The organism is Pseudomonas sp. C7.1, assembly GCF_056312395.1.
In genome coordinates, this window is sequence record NZ_JBWDTL010000003.1 from 1,054,729 (window position 1) to 1,074,540 (window position 19,812).

The following is a 19,812-nucleotide window of genomic DNA, read 5'->3' on the forward strand; positions in this document are numbered from 1 at the left end:
AGCATGAAGGCGGGTAGGGCGGTCGCGATCCTTCCCTGGCGTGTTCGGCTATCAAAGCGGGCGCAGCGGTGAGCATGCGCGCGTCTTTCTGGGCGACTGGAAGGGGCACTTGGTGGTGGACGACTATGCGGCTACAAAGCGCTGTTCGCCCTGGACGTCACCGAAGTCGGCTGCATGGCCTATGCCCGGCGCAAGTTCTTCGAGCCGCTCGCGGCCAGCCAGAGGCCAGTGGCCGCTTCCCCCGGGAAAATGCGATGAACCTGTTTTTGGCCGTTCGCCTGTTCTTGGCTGGCCGTTTGAGACCTCATACGCCACGCGCCGCTGCTTTAGGGTGGCGCTATCGGAATGAGCAAAGGCTCGGAGGGGACTATGCGGGCAGGGCGAAACGGGGGCCAGAGAGCGGTCGGTATCTGGTGCGGTCGGGCCGCTGTACTGGGGCTATGCGTGCTGCTGGTGGGCTGTGGCGAGGAGGATTCGCCGCAGGCGCAAGCCGGCGCAGCGCAGCGCGTGCCGGAGGATGCGGCGCTGGCGCAGGTGTATGACGCCAGCTGCCGGCAGTGCCATGCCAACCCTGCTGCAGGCGCACCGTTGACGGGCGATACCCTGGCCTGGGCGCCGCGTCTGGAGAAGGGCATGGCTACGCTGCTGGAACACAGCATCAATGGCTTCCAGGGCATGCCGCCGCTGGGCCTGTGCATGCAGTGCACGGAGCAGGATTTCCAGGCGCTGATCGAGTTTATGGCAGCCATGCCGCAGCCAGTGGAGGGCCTTTGATATGGGACAGCCCTTCTCCCGTCGTCAGCTGTTGCAGCGTGCCAGCCTACTGGGCGCCTGCCTGGCGTTGCCGGCCCACTCGCTCTGGGCTGCGGCGGCGCAAACGCCGCGCCTCATACCGTGGCGCAACTGGTCGGGTGTGCAGAGTTGTTTGCCGCTGGAACGGTTGGCGCCATCGAGCCTGGACGAGTTGGTGCAGATCATCCGTCGGGCCTCGGGCAAAATCCGCCCGGTTGGCTCGGGGCATTCCTTCAGTGCGCTGGTGCCCACCGACGACACCTTGTTATCGCTTAGCCACTTCTCCGGGTTGCTGGCCCATGACGCGCAGACGCTGCAGGCGGAGTTCGGTGGCGGCACACCGATGTCGACGATGGGCGCGCCGCTGCAGGCGGTCGGCCAGGCGCTGATCAATATGGCCGACGTCGACTACCAGACGCTGGCCGGGGCGATTGCTACCTCGACCCATGGCACGGGCATCGGTTTCGGCTCCTATTCCGCCCAGGTGTGCGGCCTGCAACTGGTCAGCGCCACCGGCGAGGTGATCGATTGCAGTCACGAGCACAACCCCGAGCTGTTCGCCGCTGCGCGCGTCTCACTCGGCGCGCTAGGTGTGGTGACGCGCGTGCGCATGCAGAACCGTGCGACCTTCAGGCTGCGCGAGCGTCAGTGGATCGCCAAGACCGAGGAGTTGCTGGAGGACATCGAGAACCTCAAGCGCGACAACCAGCACTGGGAGATGCTCGTGGTGACGCATTCCGACTACGCGCTGGCGGTCGCGCTGAACGAGACCGAGGACCCGAGCACGCCACCGGTGCCGCCGGACGAGGAGGGCGGCAACGGCTTTATCGGGCTGATCGAGGGGCTGGACAAGCACCTGAGCGACTCCCCCGCTCTGCGCCGCAGCCTGTTGAACAACATGCGCCATCTGGCCAGCTTCGATGACCGGGTAGATGCTTCCTACGAAATCTTCGCCAATGTGCGCAACCTGCGCTTCAACGAGATGGAGTACTCGGTGCCGGCCGAGCACGGCCCGGCCTGCCTGCGCGAGATTCTCAAGCGCATCGACGACGGCAATCTGCGTACCTGGATGCCCATCGAGTATCGCTACGTCAAGGCCGACGATATCCCCCTGAGCATGTTCGAGGGGCGTGACAGTTGTGCGATTTCCATTCACCAGCACCATGGGATGGACCATCGGGATTTCTTCGCCGCCATCGAGCCGATCTTCTGGAGATACCAGGGGCGGCCGCACTGGGGCAAGCTGCACAGCCTGGGCGCACGTCAGCTGGCGCCGTTGTATCCGCGCTGGAGGGCGTTCACTGACGTGCGTCAGGCGCTGGACCCCCACGCTCGTTTCGTCAATGCGCACCTAGCCGGCCTGTTCGGCCTCGGCATGGGTTAAGGAGATAGGATGAAGCGACGTACGCTCGTACTGGCCGGCCTGGGTGCCGGCGGACTGCTGGCCGCCACCTGGCTGCGCCCGCGTGATCAGGGGCAGCCGCACGACGCCTATTTCCAGGCACTGAACCAGGAACTGAAGGCCCATGGGCCGATGCGTCCGACGCTGCTGATCGACCTCGACCGGCTTGACCACAATATCGAGGTGGTCCGCCAGTTTCTCGCGCGCAGCGGCAAGCAGCTGCGCCTGGTGGAGAAGTCCCTGCCGGCGCCCGGTTTATTGCGCTATATCGGTGAGCGCCTGGGCACTCAGCGGCTGATGTCTTTCCACCAGCCCTTTCTCAACCAGGATGCGCGCGTGTTTCCTGAGGCGGACATCCTGCTTGGCAAGCCGTTGCCGGTGCGCTCGGCCCAGCTGTTCTACGCGCGGCACAGCGGCCCCTTCGATCCGTCCCGGCAGTTGCAGTGGCTGATCGACACCCCCGAACGCCTGCAGCAGTACCTGGCGCTGGCGCAAGGGCTGGGTACGCGGCTGCGCATCAACATCGAGCTGGACGTGGGGCTGCACCGTGGCGGTGTGGGCGATACGCAGACGCTGGAGCAGTTGTTGCAGCTGATCGCAGGCAACCCGCAGCACCTGGAGTTTGCAGGCTTCATGGGCTACGACCCCTTCGTCGGCATGAACCTGCCGGAACTGCTTGGCACCCAGGAGGAGCTGCTGGGCAAGGTGATGGCGCTGTACCAGGGCCATGTGGACTTCACTCGCCAGCGTTTCCCGGCCCTGTGGCGCGAGGGTCTGACCCTGAACACTGCCGGTAGCCCCAGCTACCGCGCCCATGAGCGGGAGTCGCTGAGCAGCGAGGTGGCGATCGGCACCGGTCTGCTCAAGCCCAGCCACTATGACCTGCCGTCGCTGGACGAGCATGTGCCGGCCGTCTATATCGCCACGCCGGTACTCAAGCGCACGGGGGCGCTGCGTGTTCCGGCGCTGGATGAGAAGTCCCGGCTGTTCCCCTGGTGGGACGTCAACCAGCGCGAAACTTTCTTCCTCTACGGCGGCAATTGGCAGGCCGACCTGGTCTCGCCCGCCGGGCTACGGCTGAGCGGCTTGTACGGGCGCAGCTCGAACCAGGAGCTGGTCAACGGCTCGCCTGCGGTGCGCTTGGCGGTGGACGATCAGGTCTTCCTGCGGCCGACCCAGAGCGAGTCGGTGTTGCTGCAGTTCGGTGATCTGCTGGCCGTGCGCGGCGGCAAGCTAGTCGAGCGCTGGCCGGTGTATCAGGATTCCTGAGCGATGCGCTGTTTCGCCGTGCGCGGTGTTACGCCGGTCCAGCGCTTGAAGGCGCGGCGGAAGTTGCGCACGTCGCTGAAGCCGGTCTCGACGGCGACGTCTATTAGCCGGCTGTCACGGTGGCTGAGCAGGGCCAGGGCCTTGGCCCGGCGCACGGAGTCGACGATGCCGTGGTAGGACAACCCGGCCTCGTCGATGCGCCGGCGCAGGGTGCGCTCGCCGAGGTTGAGCTGCTGCGCCAGTTCAGTCAGCGGCGGTGGATTGCATAGGTTCTTGCGCACCTCGCGCTGGATGGTTTCGATCAGGTCAGAGCTGCCCAAGTCCTCCCAGTGCGCGCTGTCCAGCAGCTCGGCGATCTCGGCGGCGACGTACTCGTCGCGGGTCGGCAGTGGCAGCTGGAGCCAGCAGGCATCGAACTGGATCAGGTTATGCCCGGCGCCGAATTTCACCGGGCACTGGAAGACCTCCTCGTAGCGCTCGCCATGGGGTGGGCGCGGGTACTCCAGTTCGATGCGGTCGATGGTCAGGTCCTGTCCGGACAGGTGGCGGACGATGGCCTGGGCGCTGGCGAAGGCCTCCTCCAGGTAGAACACCGCCACCTCCGGGTCGAAGAAGCGGGTGCTGGCCAGCACCCGGCAGCGTCCGCCATGCAGCGCCATCTCGCAGTCGAGCAGGGCGCCGGTGTGACGCTGGTAGCGGATGGCCAGGTCAAGCGCCTTGCCCAGGGTCGGGCTGGCCAGCATGGCCATGCCGACCAGGCCCCAGGACACGGCGGTCTGCCGGTTGCCGACGGCCAGGCCCAGGCCGCTGTCGCCCAGGCTGTGCAGGGCGCGGCGCACCAGCAGGAAGCTTTGCCGGTAGGACAGACGATAGTCGGACTTCTTCAGGTCGTCTGGCTCGAAGCCCAGGCCGCGACAGAGCAGGCCCGGATCGCGACCGAGGGCGGCGACGTGTTGCAGCAGGAAGCGGGAAATCTGCGGCGGGGCCGAGGCCTCCGAATAACGCGGATCGGCGATGGGTTTCATGGGCAGGCTCCGACAGGAGTTCGCTATCGGGCGTCGAGCGCCCGGTTCTTGTTGTTATGGCGCCTCTGCGTGCACCGCTGTGCATAGGCCGCTGTGCATAGTTAGCACGGCGCCGGTGCGCAGCGCTATAGGCCCGTGCGCTAAGAGCCCGTGCGCCGGGCGCGGTGTGACGCTTTGATGTCGAGGGGCCCTTTTGGCGTCGCTTTTTGTCCACTTCGGCCCCATGGGGGGGTTCATAAGTCGGCTAGTTTCGCTTCACGATCGCTTTCTGATGGGGACAGCAGCATGTCGCATAATAAAAGCAAGATGGCGCTGGCAGTTGGATTGGGGCTTTGGGGGATGCAGGCCCAGGCCTTCGAGATAGATACCGGGCCAAATCTGACCACCTCGTTGGAGAGCGTCGCCGAGTTCACCTCGGTGTACCGCACCCGTTCGCCTGAACGCATCGAGCGCGGCGGGCAGAACCTCTTCAGCAACAACAACGATGGCAGCGAGTATTACGACACCGGCTTCGTCTCCAACGAGTTCAAGCTGACCTCGGAGCTGCACCTGCGTACCGAACAGGATGGTCTGTTTGTGCGCGGCACCGCCTGGTACGACACCCAGATCATGGACCAGGGCCCCAGCGGCGATGGCTTCGCGACCCACAACAGCGACAGCGACAAGCGCTACCCCTCGGACCTGAAGAACCGCGCTGGCCGCCGCGCGCGTTTGCTCGACGCCTACCTCTACACCAACCGCTATCTTGGCGAGCTGCCGGTCAGCCTGCGTTTCGGCCGTCAGGTGATCAACTGGGGCGAGGGCATCTACTATGCCGACGGCCTCAACGTGATCAACCCGGTGGATATTGGCCGGGTGGTGCTGCCCAACGCCAGCCTCAAGGACGCCCTGCTGCCGACCAATATGCTCTCGGCCCAGCTCGGCTTGACCGACTCGCTCAACGTTGAAGGCTTCTATGGCCTGGAGTGGAAGGGGCACGAGTTGATTCCCACCGGCGCCTTCCTTAACAACCAGGACTACTTCGGCAAGGGCAGCAACGGCGTACTGGTCGACCTGCGCAACGAACTGGGCCCGCTGGCCGAGCTGGTGCCGGGGCTCAACGGCGAAAACGGCATCGTCGCCGGTGCCCGCTACGGCCGTGAGCGCGATGCGCGCGACGATGGCCAGTTCGGTGTGGCCCTGCGCTATATGGTGCAAGAGTGGAGCAACACCGAGTTCAGCCTCTACTACCTCAACTACCACAGCAAGACGCCTTTCCTGCGCATCCAGAAGGGCCAGTCCATGGCCTGCAGCGCCGGTAGCGGTGGCCGTTTCAGCGACCTGTGCAACCTGGCCCAGTTGCTCGACCCGGCCTCGGTGCCGCTGGTGGACGGCCTGGCCCTGCTCGACAGCACCGCCTACGACTTTATCTACCCCGAGGACATCCGCCTGTTCGGCCTCAGCCTATCCGGCACGCTCGGTGATACCAGCGTTGCCGGCGAGCTGACCTACCGGCCTAACGCACCGCTGGAACCCTCGATGGTCTACGAGCTGGAGACCCTCTCAGAGGGCGCCCTGGGCGGCGGCGGAGCCAGTGGCGCCAGCATCGACCTCGGCGAGTTCGGCGATGGCTCGGCCAACGACCCGCGTCGCAGCATCGACCTGTACAAGCGCCACGAGCTCTACACCGGCTCGGTCTCGACCCTTCACTCCTTCGGCCCCAGCCTCGGTCTGGACGACCTGCTGATGCTCGCCGAGGTGGCCTTCAACCATGTACCGGGCAGCCTGCTGGATACGGTCAACTACCAGTACCTGGACGCCTTCGCCTGGGGCTACACGGTGAACTTCTTCGGCCTTATCCAGGATGTGCAGCCCAATTTCGACCTGCTGCCGGGGCTGACTTTCCGCCAGGACGTGTCCGGTACTTCGCCCTCGCTCAACGAGAACTTCGTCCAGGGACGCAAGTCCGCCACCCTCGAACTGGGCGCCAAGTACGGCCAGACGGTGGCCGGCAAGCTGGCTTACACCTCGTTCTGGGGCGCACGCAAGGACAACGCGCTGATCGATCGCGACCACGTCGCCCTTAACCTCTCCTATTCCTTTTGACGGCGGAAATCACCATGACCCGAACAGCGTTGCGTGCCACTATCTTCCTGCTCACCCTCGGTCTGCTGCTGCCGCAGGCCCTCCAGGCCAAGGTGAGTGCCGAACAGGCGGTGCAGCTTGACAGCGCTCTCACCCCCTTCGGCGGCGAACGCCAGGGCGATGCGACCAAGGGAATTCCACAGTGGGGCGCCGGCCTGCAAGTGCCGGCCGGTTATGGCGGGCCGGGTAGTTTCCATGTCGACCCCTATGCCGACGAGCAGCCACTGCGGGTGATCGACGCGCAGAACATGCAGGCCGATGCGGCCAACCTCAGCGAGGGGGTCAAGGCGTTGCTCAAGACCTATCCGCAGACGTTCAAACTGCCGGTCTACCCCAGCCATCGCAGCTTCATCGCGCCCAGCGAGATCATCGCCAACACCCGGCGCAACGCCGAGCAGGCGAGCCTGGCCGAGGGCGGCAATGGCCTGAGCAACGCCTATGCGGGCATCCCCTTCCCGATTCCGGCGGACGGTCGCGAGGCGATCTGGAACCATATCGCCCGCTGGCAGGGGCGCTACCAAGATGAGGTGGCGGTGACCGCCCAGGTCACCCCCAGCGGTAGCTACTCGCTTCTGCGCGAGCGCATCCAGCTGCTGTCCAATTACTACAACCCGAAGAAGGACGCCGGCAGCCTCGACAACATCCTGTACTTCTTCGCCAGCGAGCTGCTGCCGCCCTCCCGTGACGTAGGCCGTGCGCTGCTGGTGCACGAGACTATCGACCAGATCGCCGAACCGCGTTCGGCATGGATCTACAACCCCGGCCAGCGCCGCGTGCGCCGTGCCCCGACCCTGGCCTACGACACCCCGATCGACGGCATCTACGCCGACGACACCGACATGTACAACGGTGCCACCGATCGCTACGACTGGAAGCTGGTGGGCAAACAGAGCCTGCTGGTGCCCTACCACAACTACGCCATGGAAAAGCCGGGACTCAAGCCGGAGGAGCTGATAAGGCCGGGGCACCTGAACAGCGAGTTGACCCGCTGGGAAATGCACCGCGTGTGGGTCGTCGAGGCCACCCTGCGCCCGGGTCAGCGCCATATACACGGCAAGCGTCGTTTCTACCTCGACGAGGACAGCTGGTACGCCTTGATGGTGGAGAACTACGACACCCGTGGCGAGCTGTGGCACGTCAATCTGGCGTTCAGCAAGAACGCCTACGAGGTGCCCGTGATCACTCCGGTGAATATCGTGTTCCACGACCTGATCGCCCGCAGTTACACGACCATCGGCCTGCGCAACAACGAGAAGACGCCGCGCCAGTTCCTCCTGACGGCGCCGCCGGAGAACTACTTCACTCCGGCCAGCTTGCGCCGCAAGGGCACCCAGTAGCGCGGGCGGCCCCCGCGTACAGTCTAATTATCCTAGAAGCCTGTCGGACTTAACCTGCACAGAAATGACAGAGCGAGTTAGGGTGTTTTTGGTACGTGGCCGCTCCGTGCAGCGATGTGGGTCAGGTGCTCGCTTCCTGGGATGAGTATCAGCACCTGAGCGGCTGTTTGGGCGGGGTCGGCGCACGAAGCTGAGTGCTCAGCTGTTACTAGGCTTTTCGGCCTACTGCTAGCAGAGTTTCAATATAGATCATGGCTTTACCACCAATACTTGCCAAAGTTTTGCGGATTGGCCCAGAACTTGGCATTCAGCCAGTCAGGTACTTGTTTGTAATCGAGCAGGTCATAGGTGAACAGGCTGAGTGTCTGCTCGTCACGTTGGAAGCACTCGCTGGCTTGCAGGGCCAAGGCAAAGAAGTCTGTTTCTTGCCAGTCGCAGGCCTGCAAGTCCACCAGTACGGCCATACGGCTGGCATTCAGGTTGCGAATACCACCGAGCAGCTCTAGCCCGGTACGTTTGGGCAAGTGCTCAAGGCAGTCAACGATCAGCGCTAGATCGAAACGTTGTACGGCCACTTCGTTGGGCAGCGCTGCGGTATCCGCGTGGACCAAATGGCAGCTTGGATGGGCCTGGATAAATGCATCAATCGCAGGTAATTTTCGACTACCGACTACCAGCAGTCGTTCTGGCATATAGCGCGCCAACAGGGCTGCAAGGGCTTGCTGGGGTGTTCGGGTGGACGGGGTTGCAGGCATAACGGCTCCTCGCTCAAGTGTGCAAAGACTAACGTGCAGCAGCAATGCAGCCTAGTGCGGATCGTGCTAGTAATGTGTTTGCATATTCTCTGGCATATTTTGTTACTGGCGTCTTTACTTCGTCAGTATCGGTTTTTGCCGATTTACCAATAGGAGACGTATATATGAGCATCACCAGGAAAGCATTACCCCTGATTGTCGCGAGTACCTTTTTGACCGGTTGTGCCGGGCTGCAGAAAACGGATTGGCCAACCTGTGCCGCGATTGGCGGTGTGGGCGGTGCTGCTCTGGGCGCTATTGAAAGCTCTACATGGGCTGGCGGTGGTGCATTAGTTGGCGCAGGTATGGCAGCTGCATATTGCTGGGTGCATGGCGCCAGCGATGAGCAGGTTGTTATGGTTGAAGAAGTTGTTGTGGAAGAAGTCGCGGTGGCTGAACCCTCCGAAGCAGTACGCGTGGAGCTGGACGTCAAGTTCGACTTTGACAAAGCCCAGGTCAAACCAGAAAGCTATGGTGATATCAAAAACCTGGCTGACTTCCTGACTCAATACCCACAAACCACCACCGTGGTTGAAGGTCATACCGACTCCGTGGGTAGCGACGCTTACAACCAAAACCTGTCTGAGCGTCGTGCCAGTGCGGTACGTGATGTACTGGTTAACCAGTACGGCGTAGGCAGTGATCGTGTTAACGCTGTGGGCTATGGCGAATCTCGTCCGGTTGCGGACAACGCCAGTGCTGACGGCCGTGCCGTCAACCGCCGCGTAGAAGCAGAAGTAGAAGCGCGTCCTTGATCGCCTGATCCCAGGCTTTCTGAAGTAAAAAAGCCAGGCCCTTCGGGGCCTGGCTTGTTCAGTTTGAAGGGTAGGTTTTACGCCGGAGTTACCGGCAGCTGATGTAATGCGCTGGCAGGCCGTTGCGAACCCGGCAAGCGAGTACGCAACGGCCTGCCAGCCTGAGAGCAGTTTCAATCCAGTAAAAGCTGTGAAGGAATTCGGCCTCCATGGTTTTTACTGGTCTTCTAGCAGCACACTCCCAAAGCAGATAAGGTGCAGCGAAATAAAAACTGCCGGGGGCGGGTATGAAGTTATTTCTGACGTTGGGTAAGGTGCTGGTCGCATTGTTCTGGGGCGTTGTATTGGCAAATCTGCTGCAACCCTTCGCACAACCTTTCGCGCTGCTGTTGAACGGCGCCGGGGCTTTTATTCTGTTGATCCATGCGCTTGAACTGTGGTTTTTTAACAAGCGCATCGCGGCTTGTCCCAAGCCTGTTCAGGAACGTGCGCAAGTCCTGCTATTCGGGATTTTTCAACTGCTCGGGCTGCCAACTGAGCAAGCTGTAGTCGCCGTAGCTGAGCCTGAGCAAACGCTGCAGATGGAGGTCGAAAATGCGTAAGTTACTCGCCCTCGCCGCGTTGTTTAGCCCACTGGCATTGGCCCAGGCGGTTATTGAAGTCGACTCCCATGCGGTTATGCGTCTGCCGAGCAATACCAGCGTATTGCTGCTGGACCGTCTGGAGATTGCCGATCACGGCACCTTGTTGATTCCTTCCGGCCTGACCGAAATTCGTGTAGCGCAGCTAACCCTGGGCCGCGACGCGCGTCTGGCAATTGCCCCCAGTGATCAGGTGCTGCGTTTTGAAGTGGACGCTGCCGAAATTGCCAGTGGCGCGCAGATCAGTGCGCGTGGCGCCCAGGGCAGCGCTGAAAAGCCAGCGCTGCCGGGGCGGAACTTGAGTCTGCGCTTGCAGGCTGTAACCCTGGAAAACCTGGTGCTGGATGCCCGTGGCGGTACCGGCGCTCCCGGTTATGTCGGCCTTGCTGGTGCCGATGGCAAGCCAGGTGGCTGCACCTGGGGTGACGCCAGTCGCGGCCATGATGGCTTGAATGGTGGTGACGGCCAGCCGGGTGCTGCTGGGGCGCAGGTACGCCTGGAAGTCCCACAGGGTTTTCCGATTGAACAGTTGCAGGTACGCCTGGATGGTGGCGGCGGAGGTCAGCCGGGCGCGGCGGGGGCGGGTGGACAAGGCGGTGTGAGCAAGGGCTGCTGGCTGTACAGCACTGATGGTGCGCGCGACGGTAAGCCGGGGCAGGCAGGGCGGGCCGGTGAGCCAGGCCCAGCAGGCGCTCTGAATGTCGTGCAGTTCTAACCGGCCACGCGTGTCTAACCGCTACCCTCGGGCAGCGGTTACTTGACCGTAGTTAGAACGATGGGCGGATGCCGGCGATTGCTACAACCAGCAACCCCAGCAGCAAGTTGATGCCGACCAGCCGACGAATGCGCCCAAGCACAGCGCCGCCATTCGGCCAATCCTCTGCCGCCACAGCGCGGCGCAGTTCGGGTAATTGCAGTGCCTGGATACGCAGAAACAACGCCAGCATGACGATATACAGCCCCATCATGATGTGCACATAACGTGGTGCGGTATCGAAGCCGCTAAAGCGCAGGTGCAGCATGCCCACGCCGGTCACCGGCAGCACAATTACCGCAGCCCATACCCAGTAGAAAAAGCGTGGGAAGACTTCCAGCCAGAGCCTCAGGCGAGGCGGGGCTTCAAGGGCGGCGACCGCTGCCGGGCGCAGGATCATCCACGCGAAGAACATGCCACCCACCCAGACCAGGGCAGCGAGCAGGTGCAGGCTGTAGATGAAAGCGTAAGGGGTCATGCAGGCACTCCTGTTGGTTAAGAACCTATTTCCGATCTGCTGCGCGTCGGCCCTGCTGCGTTAGAAACAGGCTCTAAGGGTTCAGCGCTGGATCAATTAGCGCGCTATGATAGCCGCCGATTACAAACACTGAAAATTTATCCAGCCTTTCGCGCCAAGACCCCATGCTCAGTACCGAACTCAAGTCCCAGATTCAGGGCGCCTACTCCCGTTTTCTCGAAGCCAAGTCGCTCAAACCGCGCTATGGCCAGCGCCTGATGATTGCTGAAATCGCCAAGGTGCTGGGTGCGATCAAGGCTGACGACGAAGGCCGGCGCCTAGGCGACCCTGCTGTGGTGGCGGTTGAGGCCGGCACCGGTACGGGCAAGACGGTGGCCTACAGCCTGGCGGCGATTCCCACTGCCAAGGCAGCAGGTAAGCGCCTGGTGATCGCCACGGCCACCGTGGCCCTGCAAGAGCAGATCGTGCACAAGGATCTGCCGGATTTGATGCGCAATAGCGGGCTGAATTTCAGCTTCGCCCTGGCCAAGGGGCGGGGGCGTTATTTGTGTTTATCCAAGCTGGATATTTTGCTGCAGGAAGGCCAGGCGCAGAGCTCCACCGCTCAGCTGTTTGAGGAAGAAGGCTTCAAGATCGATGTGGATGAGCAGAGTCAGAAACTGTTCACCGCAATGATCGAAAAACTTGCCGGCAATAAATGGGACGGTGACCGTGACAGCTGGCCCGAAGAGCTGGAAGACACGCGTTGGTCGCAGCTGACCACCGACCACAGCCAGTGTACCAATCGTCATTGCCCAAATTTTCAACAGTGCGCCTTCTACAAAGCGCGCGAAGGCATGGGCAAGGTCGATGTGATTGTCACCAACCACGATATGGTCCTGGCCGACCTGGCGCTGGGTGGCGGTGCGGTGCTGCCGGACCCGCGCGACACCCTCTACGTGTTCGACGAAGGCCATCACCTGCCGGATAAGGCCATCGGCCATTTCGCTCACTTCACCCGCCTGCGTTCGACTGCCGATTGGCTGACCCAGATCGACAAAAATCTGACCAAGCTGCTGGCGCAGAATCCATTGCCGGGGGATCTCGGCCGGCTGATCGAGCAGGTGCCGGAACTGGCGCGCGAGCTCAAAACCCAGCAGCAATTTATGTTCGCCGCCTGTGAGCAGGTGGCCGATTTCAAGCCGGGCGAGGATATGCAAGGCCGTGAGCGGCCGCGCCATCGCTTTATCGGCGGTGTGGTGCCGGAGCACTTGACTGAGCTGGGCCTGGAGCTGAAAAAGGGTTTTTCCAAGCTCAATGATCTGTTCACCGGCGTAACTGAGCAGCTCAAGGAAGCCATGGATGGCGAGGGCGCTGTCGGCATTGCCAGCCATCAGGCCGAGGAGTGGTATCCGCTGTTCGGCAGCCTGCTGGCGCGGGCCAAGGGCAACTGGGAATTGTGGCTGGCCTTTACCGCCGAAGACCAGGAGGAAAGCCCGCCGATGGCGCGCTGGCTGACCCTGGCCGACAGCGGTGCGCTGTTTGATATCGAGGTCAATGCCAGCCCGATTCTGGCCGCTGAAACCCTGCGGCGTAACCTGTGGAATGTCGCCTATGGCGCCCTGGTGACCTCAGCGACCCTGACAGCGCTGGGCACCTTTGATCGCTATCGCATGCGCGCCGGCTTGCCGAAAGTGGCGGTTACCACCGTGGTGCCGAGCCCGTTCCATCACGCCGACGCCGGTGTGCTGCGGGTACCTAATCTGAATGCTGATCCGCGTGATGCAGTGGCGCATACGGCTGCGATCATTCGCGATTTGCCCGGCCTGGTTGAAGGCTCGCGCGGCACCCTGGTGCTGTTTTCCTCGCGCAAGCAGATGCAGGACGTATTTGAGGGCCTGGAGCGCGACTGGCGTAAACGGGTGTTTATCCAGGGCAACCTGTCCAAACAGGAAACCCTGAACAAGCACAAGGCGCGGGTCGATTCCGGTGAGGAAAGCGTGCTGTTCGGTCTGGCCAGTTTTGCCGAGGGCGTCGATTTGCCCGGTGCCTACTGCGAGCATGTGGTGATCGCCAAGATCCCCTTCGCCGTACCGGACGATCCGGTGGAGGCGGCCCTGGCTGAATGGATCGAGGCGCGTGGCGGTAACCCCTTTATGGAAATTGCCGTACCGGACGCCTCGCTGCGCCTGGTTCAGGCCTGCGGGCGGCTGCTGCGCACCGAAGCGGATCGCGGCATTATTACCCTGCTGGACCGGCGTGTAGTGACCCAGCGCTACGGCAAGTCGATACTCAATGCCTTGCCGCCGTTTCGTCGGGAAATCACCTGACTGCCCGTTTGTCGGTCTAGCGCAACTCGTCGCGCTGTGTCGACTCCAACTGGCGCGTGGACAATGCCTTGTTAAGCAGGGTCTGTATTTTGCCTCGGACAGTGTTGCCCGAGGTGGTTGAAAGAATGATGGTGGAGTGTGGTTCGTGAAGGTTAAGCGCAGGCTGCAAACGGCTGTTCTGCTATCGGTGCTCGTGGGTTTTAGCGGTGCAGTCACGGCGACAGAGCCGCAGGAATTGTTCAACTTTGTACGGCCGATGGATGCCGTGCAGGTGACGACGCAGGATGCCGAATTGCCTAACCGCATTGGCGAACCGACCCCGCAAGGCGAAGTGCTGCGCCGGGTGACCTTCCATCCCGCCGAGCAGCCGAGCCTAAGCCTGACACCGCAAAGCGGCAGTTGGGACTGGTCGCAGCAGACTCAGGTGAGCCTGCGTGTACAGAACGCCATGGACTGGGCGCTGACCCTAGATGTGTTGATCGAGAGCACTGACGGCCAGCGCCTGAATACGCGTATCGCCCTGCCTGCCGGCCCCGCGCAAACCCTGTTGATTCCCTTGCAGGCAACTTCGCCCCGCGATCAGGGTATGCGTGCCGGTGTGCCGATGCCCTGGACGCACAAAGGCCAGCGCCTGCTGTTGGCGGATACGGTCAGCGGCGCGCTGGACCTGAGCAAGGTCAGGGCGGTCATCCTGTCCATGCCGCAGCCGAAAGCCGCGCAACATATCCTGATCAGCCAGTTTGGCGTGAGTAACGAGCAACTCTCGGCGGCGGCTTATGCGGGCATCGTTGACAGTTATGGCCAATACGCAAGGGCTGACTGGCCGGGCAAGGTCGAGAACGACAAGCAATTACAGCAGGCTGTGGCCGAGGAGCAGAAGCAACTGCATGCCTGGCTGGCCGAGCGCCCTGCGCAGGACAAATTTGCGGGCTGGACCGGTGGGATGCCGTTTGCGGCGAGTGGCTTTTTCCGTACCGAGAAGCGCGACGGCCGTTGGTTTCTGGTAACGCCAGAGGGGCATCCGTTCTACTCGCTGGGCGTCAATGCGGTGACTGCGCAGCAGAGCGCCACCTATGTTGAAGGGCGTGAGGCAATGTTTGCCGGTTTGCCGCAGCCGGGTGAGGCACTGGCAGCCTATTTCGGCACGTCGGATAGCCGTAGCGACACTGGCGCCAATCAGGGCCGGGCGTTTGCCAGCGGGCGCTGGTTCGATTTCTACAAGGCCAACCTGCAGCGCAGTTATGGTCAGGTTGACCCGGCTGCCTGGCGCACGCTGAGCCAGGACCGCCTGCAGGCTTGGGGCTTTAACACTCTGGGTAACTGGAGCGAGCCGGCCTTTGGTGGTGATACGCGTATGCCGTTCAGCATTGCGCTGTCGATTCATGGCGATTACGCCACCATCAGCACCGGCGTCGATTGGTGGGGCGCGATGCCTGATCCGTTCGACCCGCGTTTTGCCATGGCCACCGAGCGCGCCGTTGCAATTGCCTCGCGCGATCACCGTGACAACCCCTGGCTACTCGGTTATTTCGCCGATAACGAATTGGCTTGGGCCGGTCCTGCGGATGACCCTAATGGTCGTTACGCCCTGGCGTACGCCACGCTGCGCTTGAGCACCGATGTGCCGGCCAAGCGCGCCTTCCTCAAGCAGCTTCGCGACAAATACCGTAACCACAATGGCTTGTCCCGTGCCTGGGGTGTCGAGCTGCCGGCCTGGGAGCTGATGGAAGATCCGGGCTTTAAGGCGCCGCTGCCCAGCGCCGAGTTCACGGCCATCGAGAAGGACATGCAGGCATTCTTACGCCTGTATGCCGAAACCTATTTCAAGACCATTGCCGACTCGCTCGATTGGCACGCGCCCAATCACATGCTGCTGGGTGGCCGTTTCGCCAGCAGCATCCCCGAGGCAGTGAATGCCTGTGCCAAGTTCTGCGATGTGTTGAGCTTCAACTTCTACACCCGTGAACCGCAGCACGGTTATGACTTCGCCATGTTGCGCCAACTGGACAAGCCGCTGATGGTCACCGAATTTCACTTCGGCTCGCGTGACCGTGGGCCGTTCTGGGGCGGGGTTGCCGAGGTCTACAAGGAAGAAGAGCGCGGCCCGGCCTATGCACATTTCCTGAGCAAGGCTCTGGAAGAACCGCAGATCGTCGGTTTGCACTGGTTTCAATACCTTGATCAGCCGGTTACCGGACGTCTGCTGGACGGTGAGAATGGCCACCTGGGTCTGGTGGCGATCACCGACCGGCCGTGGGATGGTTTCGTCAAAGCCGTGCGCGAAGCCAACCTGGATGTGCCGAAAACTCTCCTCAAACACGTGGTGATGCCAGCTTCTGCGACGCCGTAAAGGATTCTTCGCAGGCGTTAAAGTTGAAACAATCTGCCAAGCATTTGGCCGAGTATTAGAAGGGGAGTAGGGTGGTGCAGATACAGGGTTATTTCGATCTCAAATTCGAGGCGGTCAAAGAGGCATTCGCGGCGTTGTTCGAGGAGCCGCAGGAACGTGGCATGGCGCTGTGTGTGCAGGTTGGCGGCGAAACCGTGCTGGATATCTGGGCCGGCACGGCGGACAAAGACGGCCAACAGGCCTGGCACAGCGACACCATCCTCAACCTGTTCTCCTGCACCAAGACCTTTACCGCAGTCACCGCCTTGCAACTGGTGGGCGAGGGCAAGCTGGAGCTGGATGCGCCGGTTGCGCGCTACTGGCCGGAGTTCGCTGCCGCCGGTAAGGGCAAGATCACCCTACGTCACTTGCTAAGCCATCAGGCCGGGCTGCCGGCCTTGCGCCAGATGCTACCGCCAGAGGCGCTGTATGACTGGCAGGCCATGACCACGGCGCTGGCCGCCGAACAGCCCTGGTGGGCCTTGGGCGAGGGCCATGGTTATGCGCCTATCACTTATGGCTGGTTGGTGGGTGAGGTGTTGCGCCGGGTCGAGGGGCGTGGGCCGGGCGAATCCATCGTCGCGCGTACCGCCAAACCCTTGGGGTTGGATTTCCATGTCGGCCTGGCGGATGAGGAGTTTGCTCGGGTGGCGATTATCTCTCGCGGCAAGGGCAATTTGGGCGACGCGGCAGCCCAGCGCCTGCTCAAGACCATGATGAGCGAGCCCACTGCTATGAGTACGCGGGCTTTTACCAATCCGCCGTCGATCATGACCAGCACTAACAAGCCTGAATGGCGGCGCATGCAACAGCCGGCGGCCAACGGCCATGGCAACGCTCGCAGCCTGGCCGGTTTTTACAGCGGCCTGCTGGATGGCCGCCTGCTGGACAGCGAGTTGCTGGCCGAGCTGACCCGTGAACATGCGGTGGGCGAGGACAAGACGTTGCTGACCCGTACTCGCGTCGGCCTGGGCTGTATGCTCGATCAACCCGAGGTCGCCAACGCCACTTACGGCATGGGCCCACGCGCTTTTGGTCACCCTGGCGCTGGCGGCTCCATTGGCTTTGCCGACCCGGAGCGGGATGTGGCCTTCGGTTTTGTCACCAATAACCTAGGGCCGTTCGTCTTAATGGACCCACGGGCGCAGAAACTTGCGCGTTTAGTGGCTGATTGTTTGTAGTGAGCTCAGCTAGACTGCTGCGCAACTTGGCATGGCCTGCTGTACGAGCGGGCCACTGACCGGCTTCTTTTTTGTTTATCACGTGTGGATACCCGATGCTCGCCAACAAAACTCTCGCCATCGCCCTGTGTGCACTGATCAGCGGTTGCAGCGCTTTCGACAAATATTTAAAGCCTGCCCCGAAATTGGTGCCCATGCCGCCACCCGCAGTGACCCAGGCCTGGCTGGATGTTTATGAGCCGAAGGTGCGGGAAGCGATCAAAGGCACCCATTTCGAGTTTGAGCGTCGGCAAAACCTGTTGGTAGTTACCGCCCCGGTACAGGGTTCGTTCAACCCGGACCGGCCACATATGATGCTGCCGACCACCCTCGGTCCACTAAGCCGCATGGCCAAGCTGCTGGAACGTGATGAAAACATCGGTGTGCTGATCCTCGGTCATGCCGATAGCAGCGGTGAAGTGAATGCCAACCGTGAGCTGAGCCAACAGCGCGCCCGCGCTTTTACCTCGATTTTCCGCCTCAGCGGCCTTAAGCAGAACCGCCTGATGGTCAAGGGCCTGGGCTCGGACATGCCGCGAGCGGCCAACGACAGCCAGGAAGGCCGTGCGTTGAACCGCCGGGTGGAAATCCTCCTGACCTCTAAGGCCACCCTCAACGCCCTGATCTCCAAATACAGCCAGCCGGCCTCTGCGCCCGCCAATGCAGTAGCAGCTGTCAAACCAGCCGCTGATAAGCGCGCGAAAACCGTAGCTAAGGTGGATAAACCAGCCAGCGGTCAGTAAAGCGCTACGCAACAGCGGGTTGCCGCAGATCAAGCCAGACAGAGCGCTCGCAGGTAAGCTAGGTAAAACTTGCACAAGAGGAGTTGCCGATGACTCAAACCCTGGCTGATATGCGCCGTGACTACACCCGCGATGGCTTGAGCGAGGCGCAAGCGCCGCTTGAGCCTTTTGCGTTATTTGAGCAATGGTTTGCCGATGCGGTGAAGACCGAGCAGTTACCGGTCGAACCGAATGCCATGACCCTGGCGACCGTCGATGTCGAAGGGCGCCCGCACTGCCGGGTGCTGCTGCTCAAAGGGCTGGATGCCCGTGGCTTCACCTTCTTCAGCAACTACGACAGCGCCAAAGGCCAGCATCTGGCCGCCAATCCGTTTGCCGCCATGACCTTCTTCTGGCCGAGCCTGGAGCGTCAGGTGCGTATCGAAGGGCGGGTCGAGCGGGTCAGCGCCGAAGAGTGCAATGCCTACTTCCAGGTGCGGCCGCTGGGCAGTCGCCTGGGGGCCTGGGCTTCGCCGCAGAGCCGGGTAATTGCTGATCGCGCCGAACTGGAAGGTTTGCTGGCCGAAACGGAACAACGCTTTCTGGATCGCGCCCCGCATTGCCCGCCGCACTGGGGCGGTTATCGCCTACTGCCGGAGCGCATTGAGTTCTGGCAAGGCCGTTCCAGTCGCTTGCATGATCGCCTCAACTTTCGCCTGCAGAACGCTGCCTGGCTGCGCGAGCGCCTAGCGCCCTGAGTGTGCTTTAGTCGCCGGAGTAGTGCGCGGCGGCTTGCTCCAGCCAAGTGGGTAGGGCGCTGCGCTTGATGCCGGCGGCCTGCGCCTCAGCCAGGCGGGCGAGCATATACTTGCGCTTGGCCGCTGAGTCGCCAGCCAGTGACAGGGCCAGATCGCGGTCCATCCAGCGCTTGATTCGCACATACAGCCACCAGTGAAAGTACAGCCCGGCAACACTGGTGATGGCGACGATAAAGTAATCCATAAATCCCCCAAGCCAAGCCAAGCCGCAGCTTAGGCTGATTGGGTGTCGTATCTGCACGCGACCAAGTGTCGCGCCGGGGTCCTGCGCTGCATCGTGGGTAAAGTTTTGCCGCATATTGGCGGGTGACAGTGGCGCTGCGTAAGCGTTTTAATGAGGGCCTGCCTAACTGGAGAAACAATCATGCGTACCCCCTTTCTGTTGGCTGCCTCGTTTGCTGCGCTGGCCCTGCTGGGCGGTTGCGCCTCCAGCCTCACGGGCGACACCTATTCGCGCGATGAAGCACGCGCAGTGCAGACCGTACGCATGGGCACCATCGAAGCGTTGCGCCCAGTGAAAATCGAAGGCACGAAAACCCCAATCGGCGCCGGTGCCGGCGCAGTCATTGGTGGTGTGGCCGGTAGCGGCGTTGGTGGCGGGCGTGGTAGCGCGGTGGCTGCGGTAATTGGTGCCGTGGCCGGTGGCCTGCTGGGGGCGATGACCGAGGAAGGCCTGACCCGCACCCAAGGTGTGGAAGTCACCGTGCGCGAAGACGATGGCAGCCTGCGCGCCTACGTGCAGGCAGTCGAAGAAAACCAGATTTTTCGGGTCGGCGAGCGCGTGCGCATCATGACCGTGAATGGCACCAGCCGCGTTACTCACTGAGTGTCGAAGAGGCCGGATCAGTCCTGACTGATCCGGTTTTTTATTGCCTTTTTTCCAGATAAACCAGATGTTTATCGGTGTTTAGTAGGTTTTTTAGGCAGGCTCGCGGAAAACGGAGTGTTTAGTAATGATTCTATCCATGACGGCTGGCCGATAG

At 62.0% G+C, this 19,812-nt stretch carries 17 protein-coding genes and 2 pseudogenes; 15 read left to right on the top strand and 4 right to left on the bottom strand.

The window, feature by feature from the left end; all coding sequences use genetic code 11:
- Nucleotides 1-61: 61 nt before the first annotated feature.
- From AC0T4W_RS08230 to AC0T4W_RS08245, 4 genes and pseudogenes are all read left to right on the top strand, one after another.
- Nucleotides 62-234 (top strand): annotated as a pseudogene (locus AC0T4W_RS08230) (IS66 family transposase); the annotation flags it as partial.
- Nucleotides 235-369: 135 nt separating this feature from the next.
- Nucleotides 370-774 carry a c-type cytochrome gene (locus tag AC0T4W_RS08235; protein WP_476318411.1) on the top strand — a complete coding sequence of 135 codons (405 nt, stop codon included), beginning with the start codon at nucleotides 370-372 and terminating at the stop codon, nucleotides 772-774.
- A gap of 1 nt (nucleotide 775) precedes the next feature.
- The gene (locus AC0T4W_RS08240) at nucleotides 776-2,176 is read left to right on the top strand and encodes a D-arabinono-1,4-lactone oxidase (RefSeq protein ID WP_476318413.1); all 1,401 of its coding nucleotides are present in this window, start codon (nucleotides 776-778) and stop codon (nucleotides 2,174-2,176) included.
- Nucleotides 2,177-2,248: 72 nt separating this feature from the next.
- A complete protein-coding gene (locus AC0T4W_RS08245) occupies nucleotides 2,249-3,463 on the top strand; it encodes a DSD1 family PLP-dependent enzyme (protein WP_476323519.1) in 1,215 nt (404 codons plus the stop codon).
- Here AC0T4W_RS08245 and AC0T4W_RS08250 read toward each other — a convergent pair.
- Nucleotides 3,451-4,488, bottom strand: a complete 1,038-nt coding sequence (locus AC0T4W_RS08250) for an AraC family transcriptional regulator (protein ID WP_476318415.1) — start codon at nucleotides 4,486-4,488, stop codon at nucleotides 3,451-3,453. The two genes, AC0T4W_RS08245 and AC0T4W_RS08250, sit on opposite strands and share 13 nt — an antisense overlap.
- A gap of 285 nt (nucleotides 4,489-4,773) precedes the next feature.
- Here AC0T4W_RS08250 and AC0T4W_RS08255 point away from each other — a divergent pair, with 285 nt between their 5' ends.
- A complete protein-coding gene (locus tag AC0T4W_RS08255) occupies nucleotides 4,774-6,573 on the top strand; it encodes a DUF1302 domain-containing protein (RefSeq protein WP_476318417.1) in 1,800 nt (599 codons plus the stop codon).
- 14 nt (nucleotides 6,574-6,587) lie between these two features.
- Entirely contained in the window at nucleotides 6,588-7,949 is a 1,362-nt protein-coding gene (locus AC0T4W_RS08260) for a DUF1329 domain-containing protein (protein ID WP_476318419.1), read from the top strand.
- A 257-nt stretch (nucleotides 7,950-8,206) separates the two neighbouring features.
- On the opposite strand, the gene AC0T4W_RS08265 is transcribed toward AC0T4W_RS08260, so the two are convergent.
- On the bottom strand, nucleotides 8,207-8,704 hold the full coding sequence (locus AC0T4W_RS08265; protein ID WP_476318421.1) for a DUF6231 family protein: 498 nt from the start codon (nucleotides 8,702-8,704) through the stop codon (nucleotides 8,207-8,209).
- Nucleotides 8,705-9,147: 443 nt separating this feature from the next.
- Between AC0T4W_RS08265 and AC0T4W_RS08270 the strand changes: the two are divergent.
- From AC0T4W_RS08270 to AC0T4W_RS08280, 3 genes and pseudogenes are all read left to right on the top strand, one after another.
- Nucleotides 9,148-9,498: pseudogene (locus tag AC0T4W_RS08270) on the top strand (OmpA family protein); the annotation flags it as partial.
- Between the two features lie 287 nt (nucleotides 9,499-9,785).
- Nucleotides 9,786-10,100, top strand: a complete 315-nt coding sequence (locus tag AC0T4W_RS08275) for a DUF1145 domain-containing protein (RefSeq protein ID WP_476318423.1) — start codon at nucleotides 9,786-9,788, stop codon at nucleotides 10,098-10,100.
- Nucleotides 10,093-10,854 carry a collagen-like protein gene (locus AC0T4W_RS08280; protein ID WP_476318425.1) on the top strand — a complete coding sequence of 254 codons (762 nt, stop codon included), beginning with the start codon at nucleotides 10,093-10,095 and terminating at the stop codon, nucleotides 10,852-10,854. The genes AC0T4W_RS08275 and AC0T4W_RS08280 overlap by 8 nt, the downstream gene beginning before the upstream one ends.
- Nucleotides 10,855-10,906: 52 nt before the next feature.
- Here the strand turns inward: AC0T4W_RS08280 and AC0T4W_RS08285 are convergent, their stop codons facing one another.
- Nucleotides 10,907-11,371 (bottom strand): CopD family protein, encoded by a 465-nt coding sequence (locus tag AC0T4W_RS08285; protein ID WP_476318427.1) that lies wholly within the window; start codon nucleotides 11,369-11,371, stop codon nucleotides 10,907-10,909.
- A 164-nt stretch (nucleotides 11,372-11,535) separates the two neighbouring features.
- On the opposite strand from AC0T4W_RS08285, the gene dinG reads away from it, so the two are divergent.
- The 5 genes from dinG (at nucleotide 11,536) to pdxH (ending at nucleotide 18,769) form a co-directional block, all read left to right on the top strand.
- Nucleotides 11,536-13,680, top strand: a complete 2,145-nt coding sequence (dinG, locus tag AC0T4W_RS08290; protein ID WP_476318429.1) for an ATP-dependent DNA helicase DinG — start codon at nucleotides 11,536-11,538, stop codon at nucleotides 13,678-13,680.
- A gap of 145 nt (nucleotides 13,681-13,825) precedes the next feature.
- The gene (locus AC0T4W_RS08295) at nucleotides 13,826-16,030 is read left to right on the top strand and encodes a beta-agarase (protein ID WP_476318431.1); all 2,205 of its coding nucleotides are present in this window, start codon (nucleotides 13,826-13,828) and stop codon (nucleotides 16,028-16,030) included.
- A gap of 74 nt (nucleotides 16,031-16,104) precedes the next feature.
- The gene (locus AC0T4W_RS08300) at nucleotides 16,105-17,250 is read left to right on the top strand and encodes a serine hydrolase domain-containing protein (protein ID WP_476318433.1); all 1,146 of its coding nucleotides are present in this window, start codon (nucleotides 16,105-16,107) and stop codon (nucleotides 17,248-17,250) included.
- A gap of 95 nt (nucleotides 17,251-17,345) precedes the next feature.
- Nucleotides 17,346-18,032 carry an OmpA family protein gene (locus AC0T4W_RS08305; RefSeq protein ID WP_476318435.1) on the top strand — a complete coding sequence of 229 codons (687 nt, stop codon included), beginning with the start codon at nucleotides 17,346-17,348 and terminating at the stop codon, nucleotides 18,030-18,032.
- Between the two features lie 89 nt (nucleotides 18,033-18,121).
- On the top strand, nucleotides 18,122-18,769 hold the full coding sequence (pdxH, locus tag AC0T4W_RS08310) for a pyridoxamine 5'-phosphate oxidase (protein ID WP_476318437.1): 648 nt from the start codon (nucleotides 18,122-18,124) through the stop codon (nucleotides 18,767-18,769).
- A gap of 7 nt (nucleotides 18,770-18,776) precedes the next feature.
- Here pdxH and AC0T4W_RS08315 read toward each other — a convergent pair whose 3' ends face one another.
- Nucleotides 18,777-19,013 (bottom strand): hypothetical protein, encoded by a 237-nt coding sequence (locus AC0T4W_RS08315; RefSeq protein ID WP_476318439.1) that lies wholly within the window; start codon nucleotides 19,011-19,013, stop codon nucleotides 18,777-18,779.
- Between the two features lie 180 nt (nucleotides 19,014-19,193).
- On the opposite strand from AC0T4W_RS08315, the gene AC0T4W_RS08320 reads away from it, so the two are divergent.
- On the top strand, nucleotides 19,194-19,655 hold the full coding sequence (locus AC0T4W_RS08320) for an outer membrane lipoprotein (RefSeq protein WP_476318441.1): 462 nt from the start codon (nucleotides 19,194-19,196) through the stop codon (nucleotides 19,653-19,655).
- The last annotated feature ends 157 nt before the right edge of the window (nucleotides 19,656-19,812 follow it).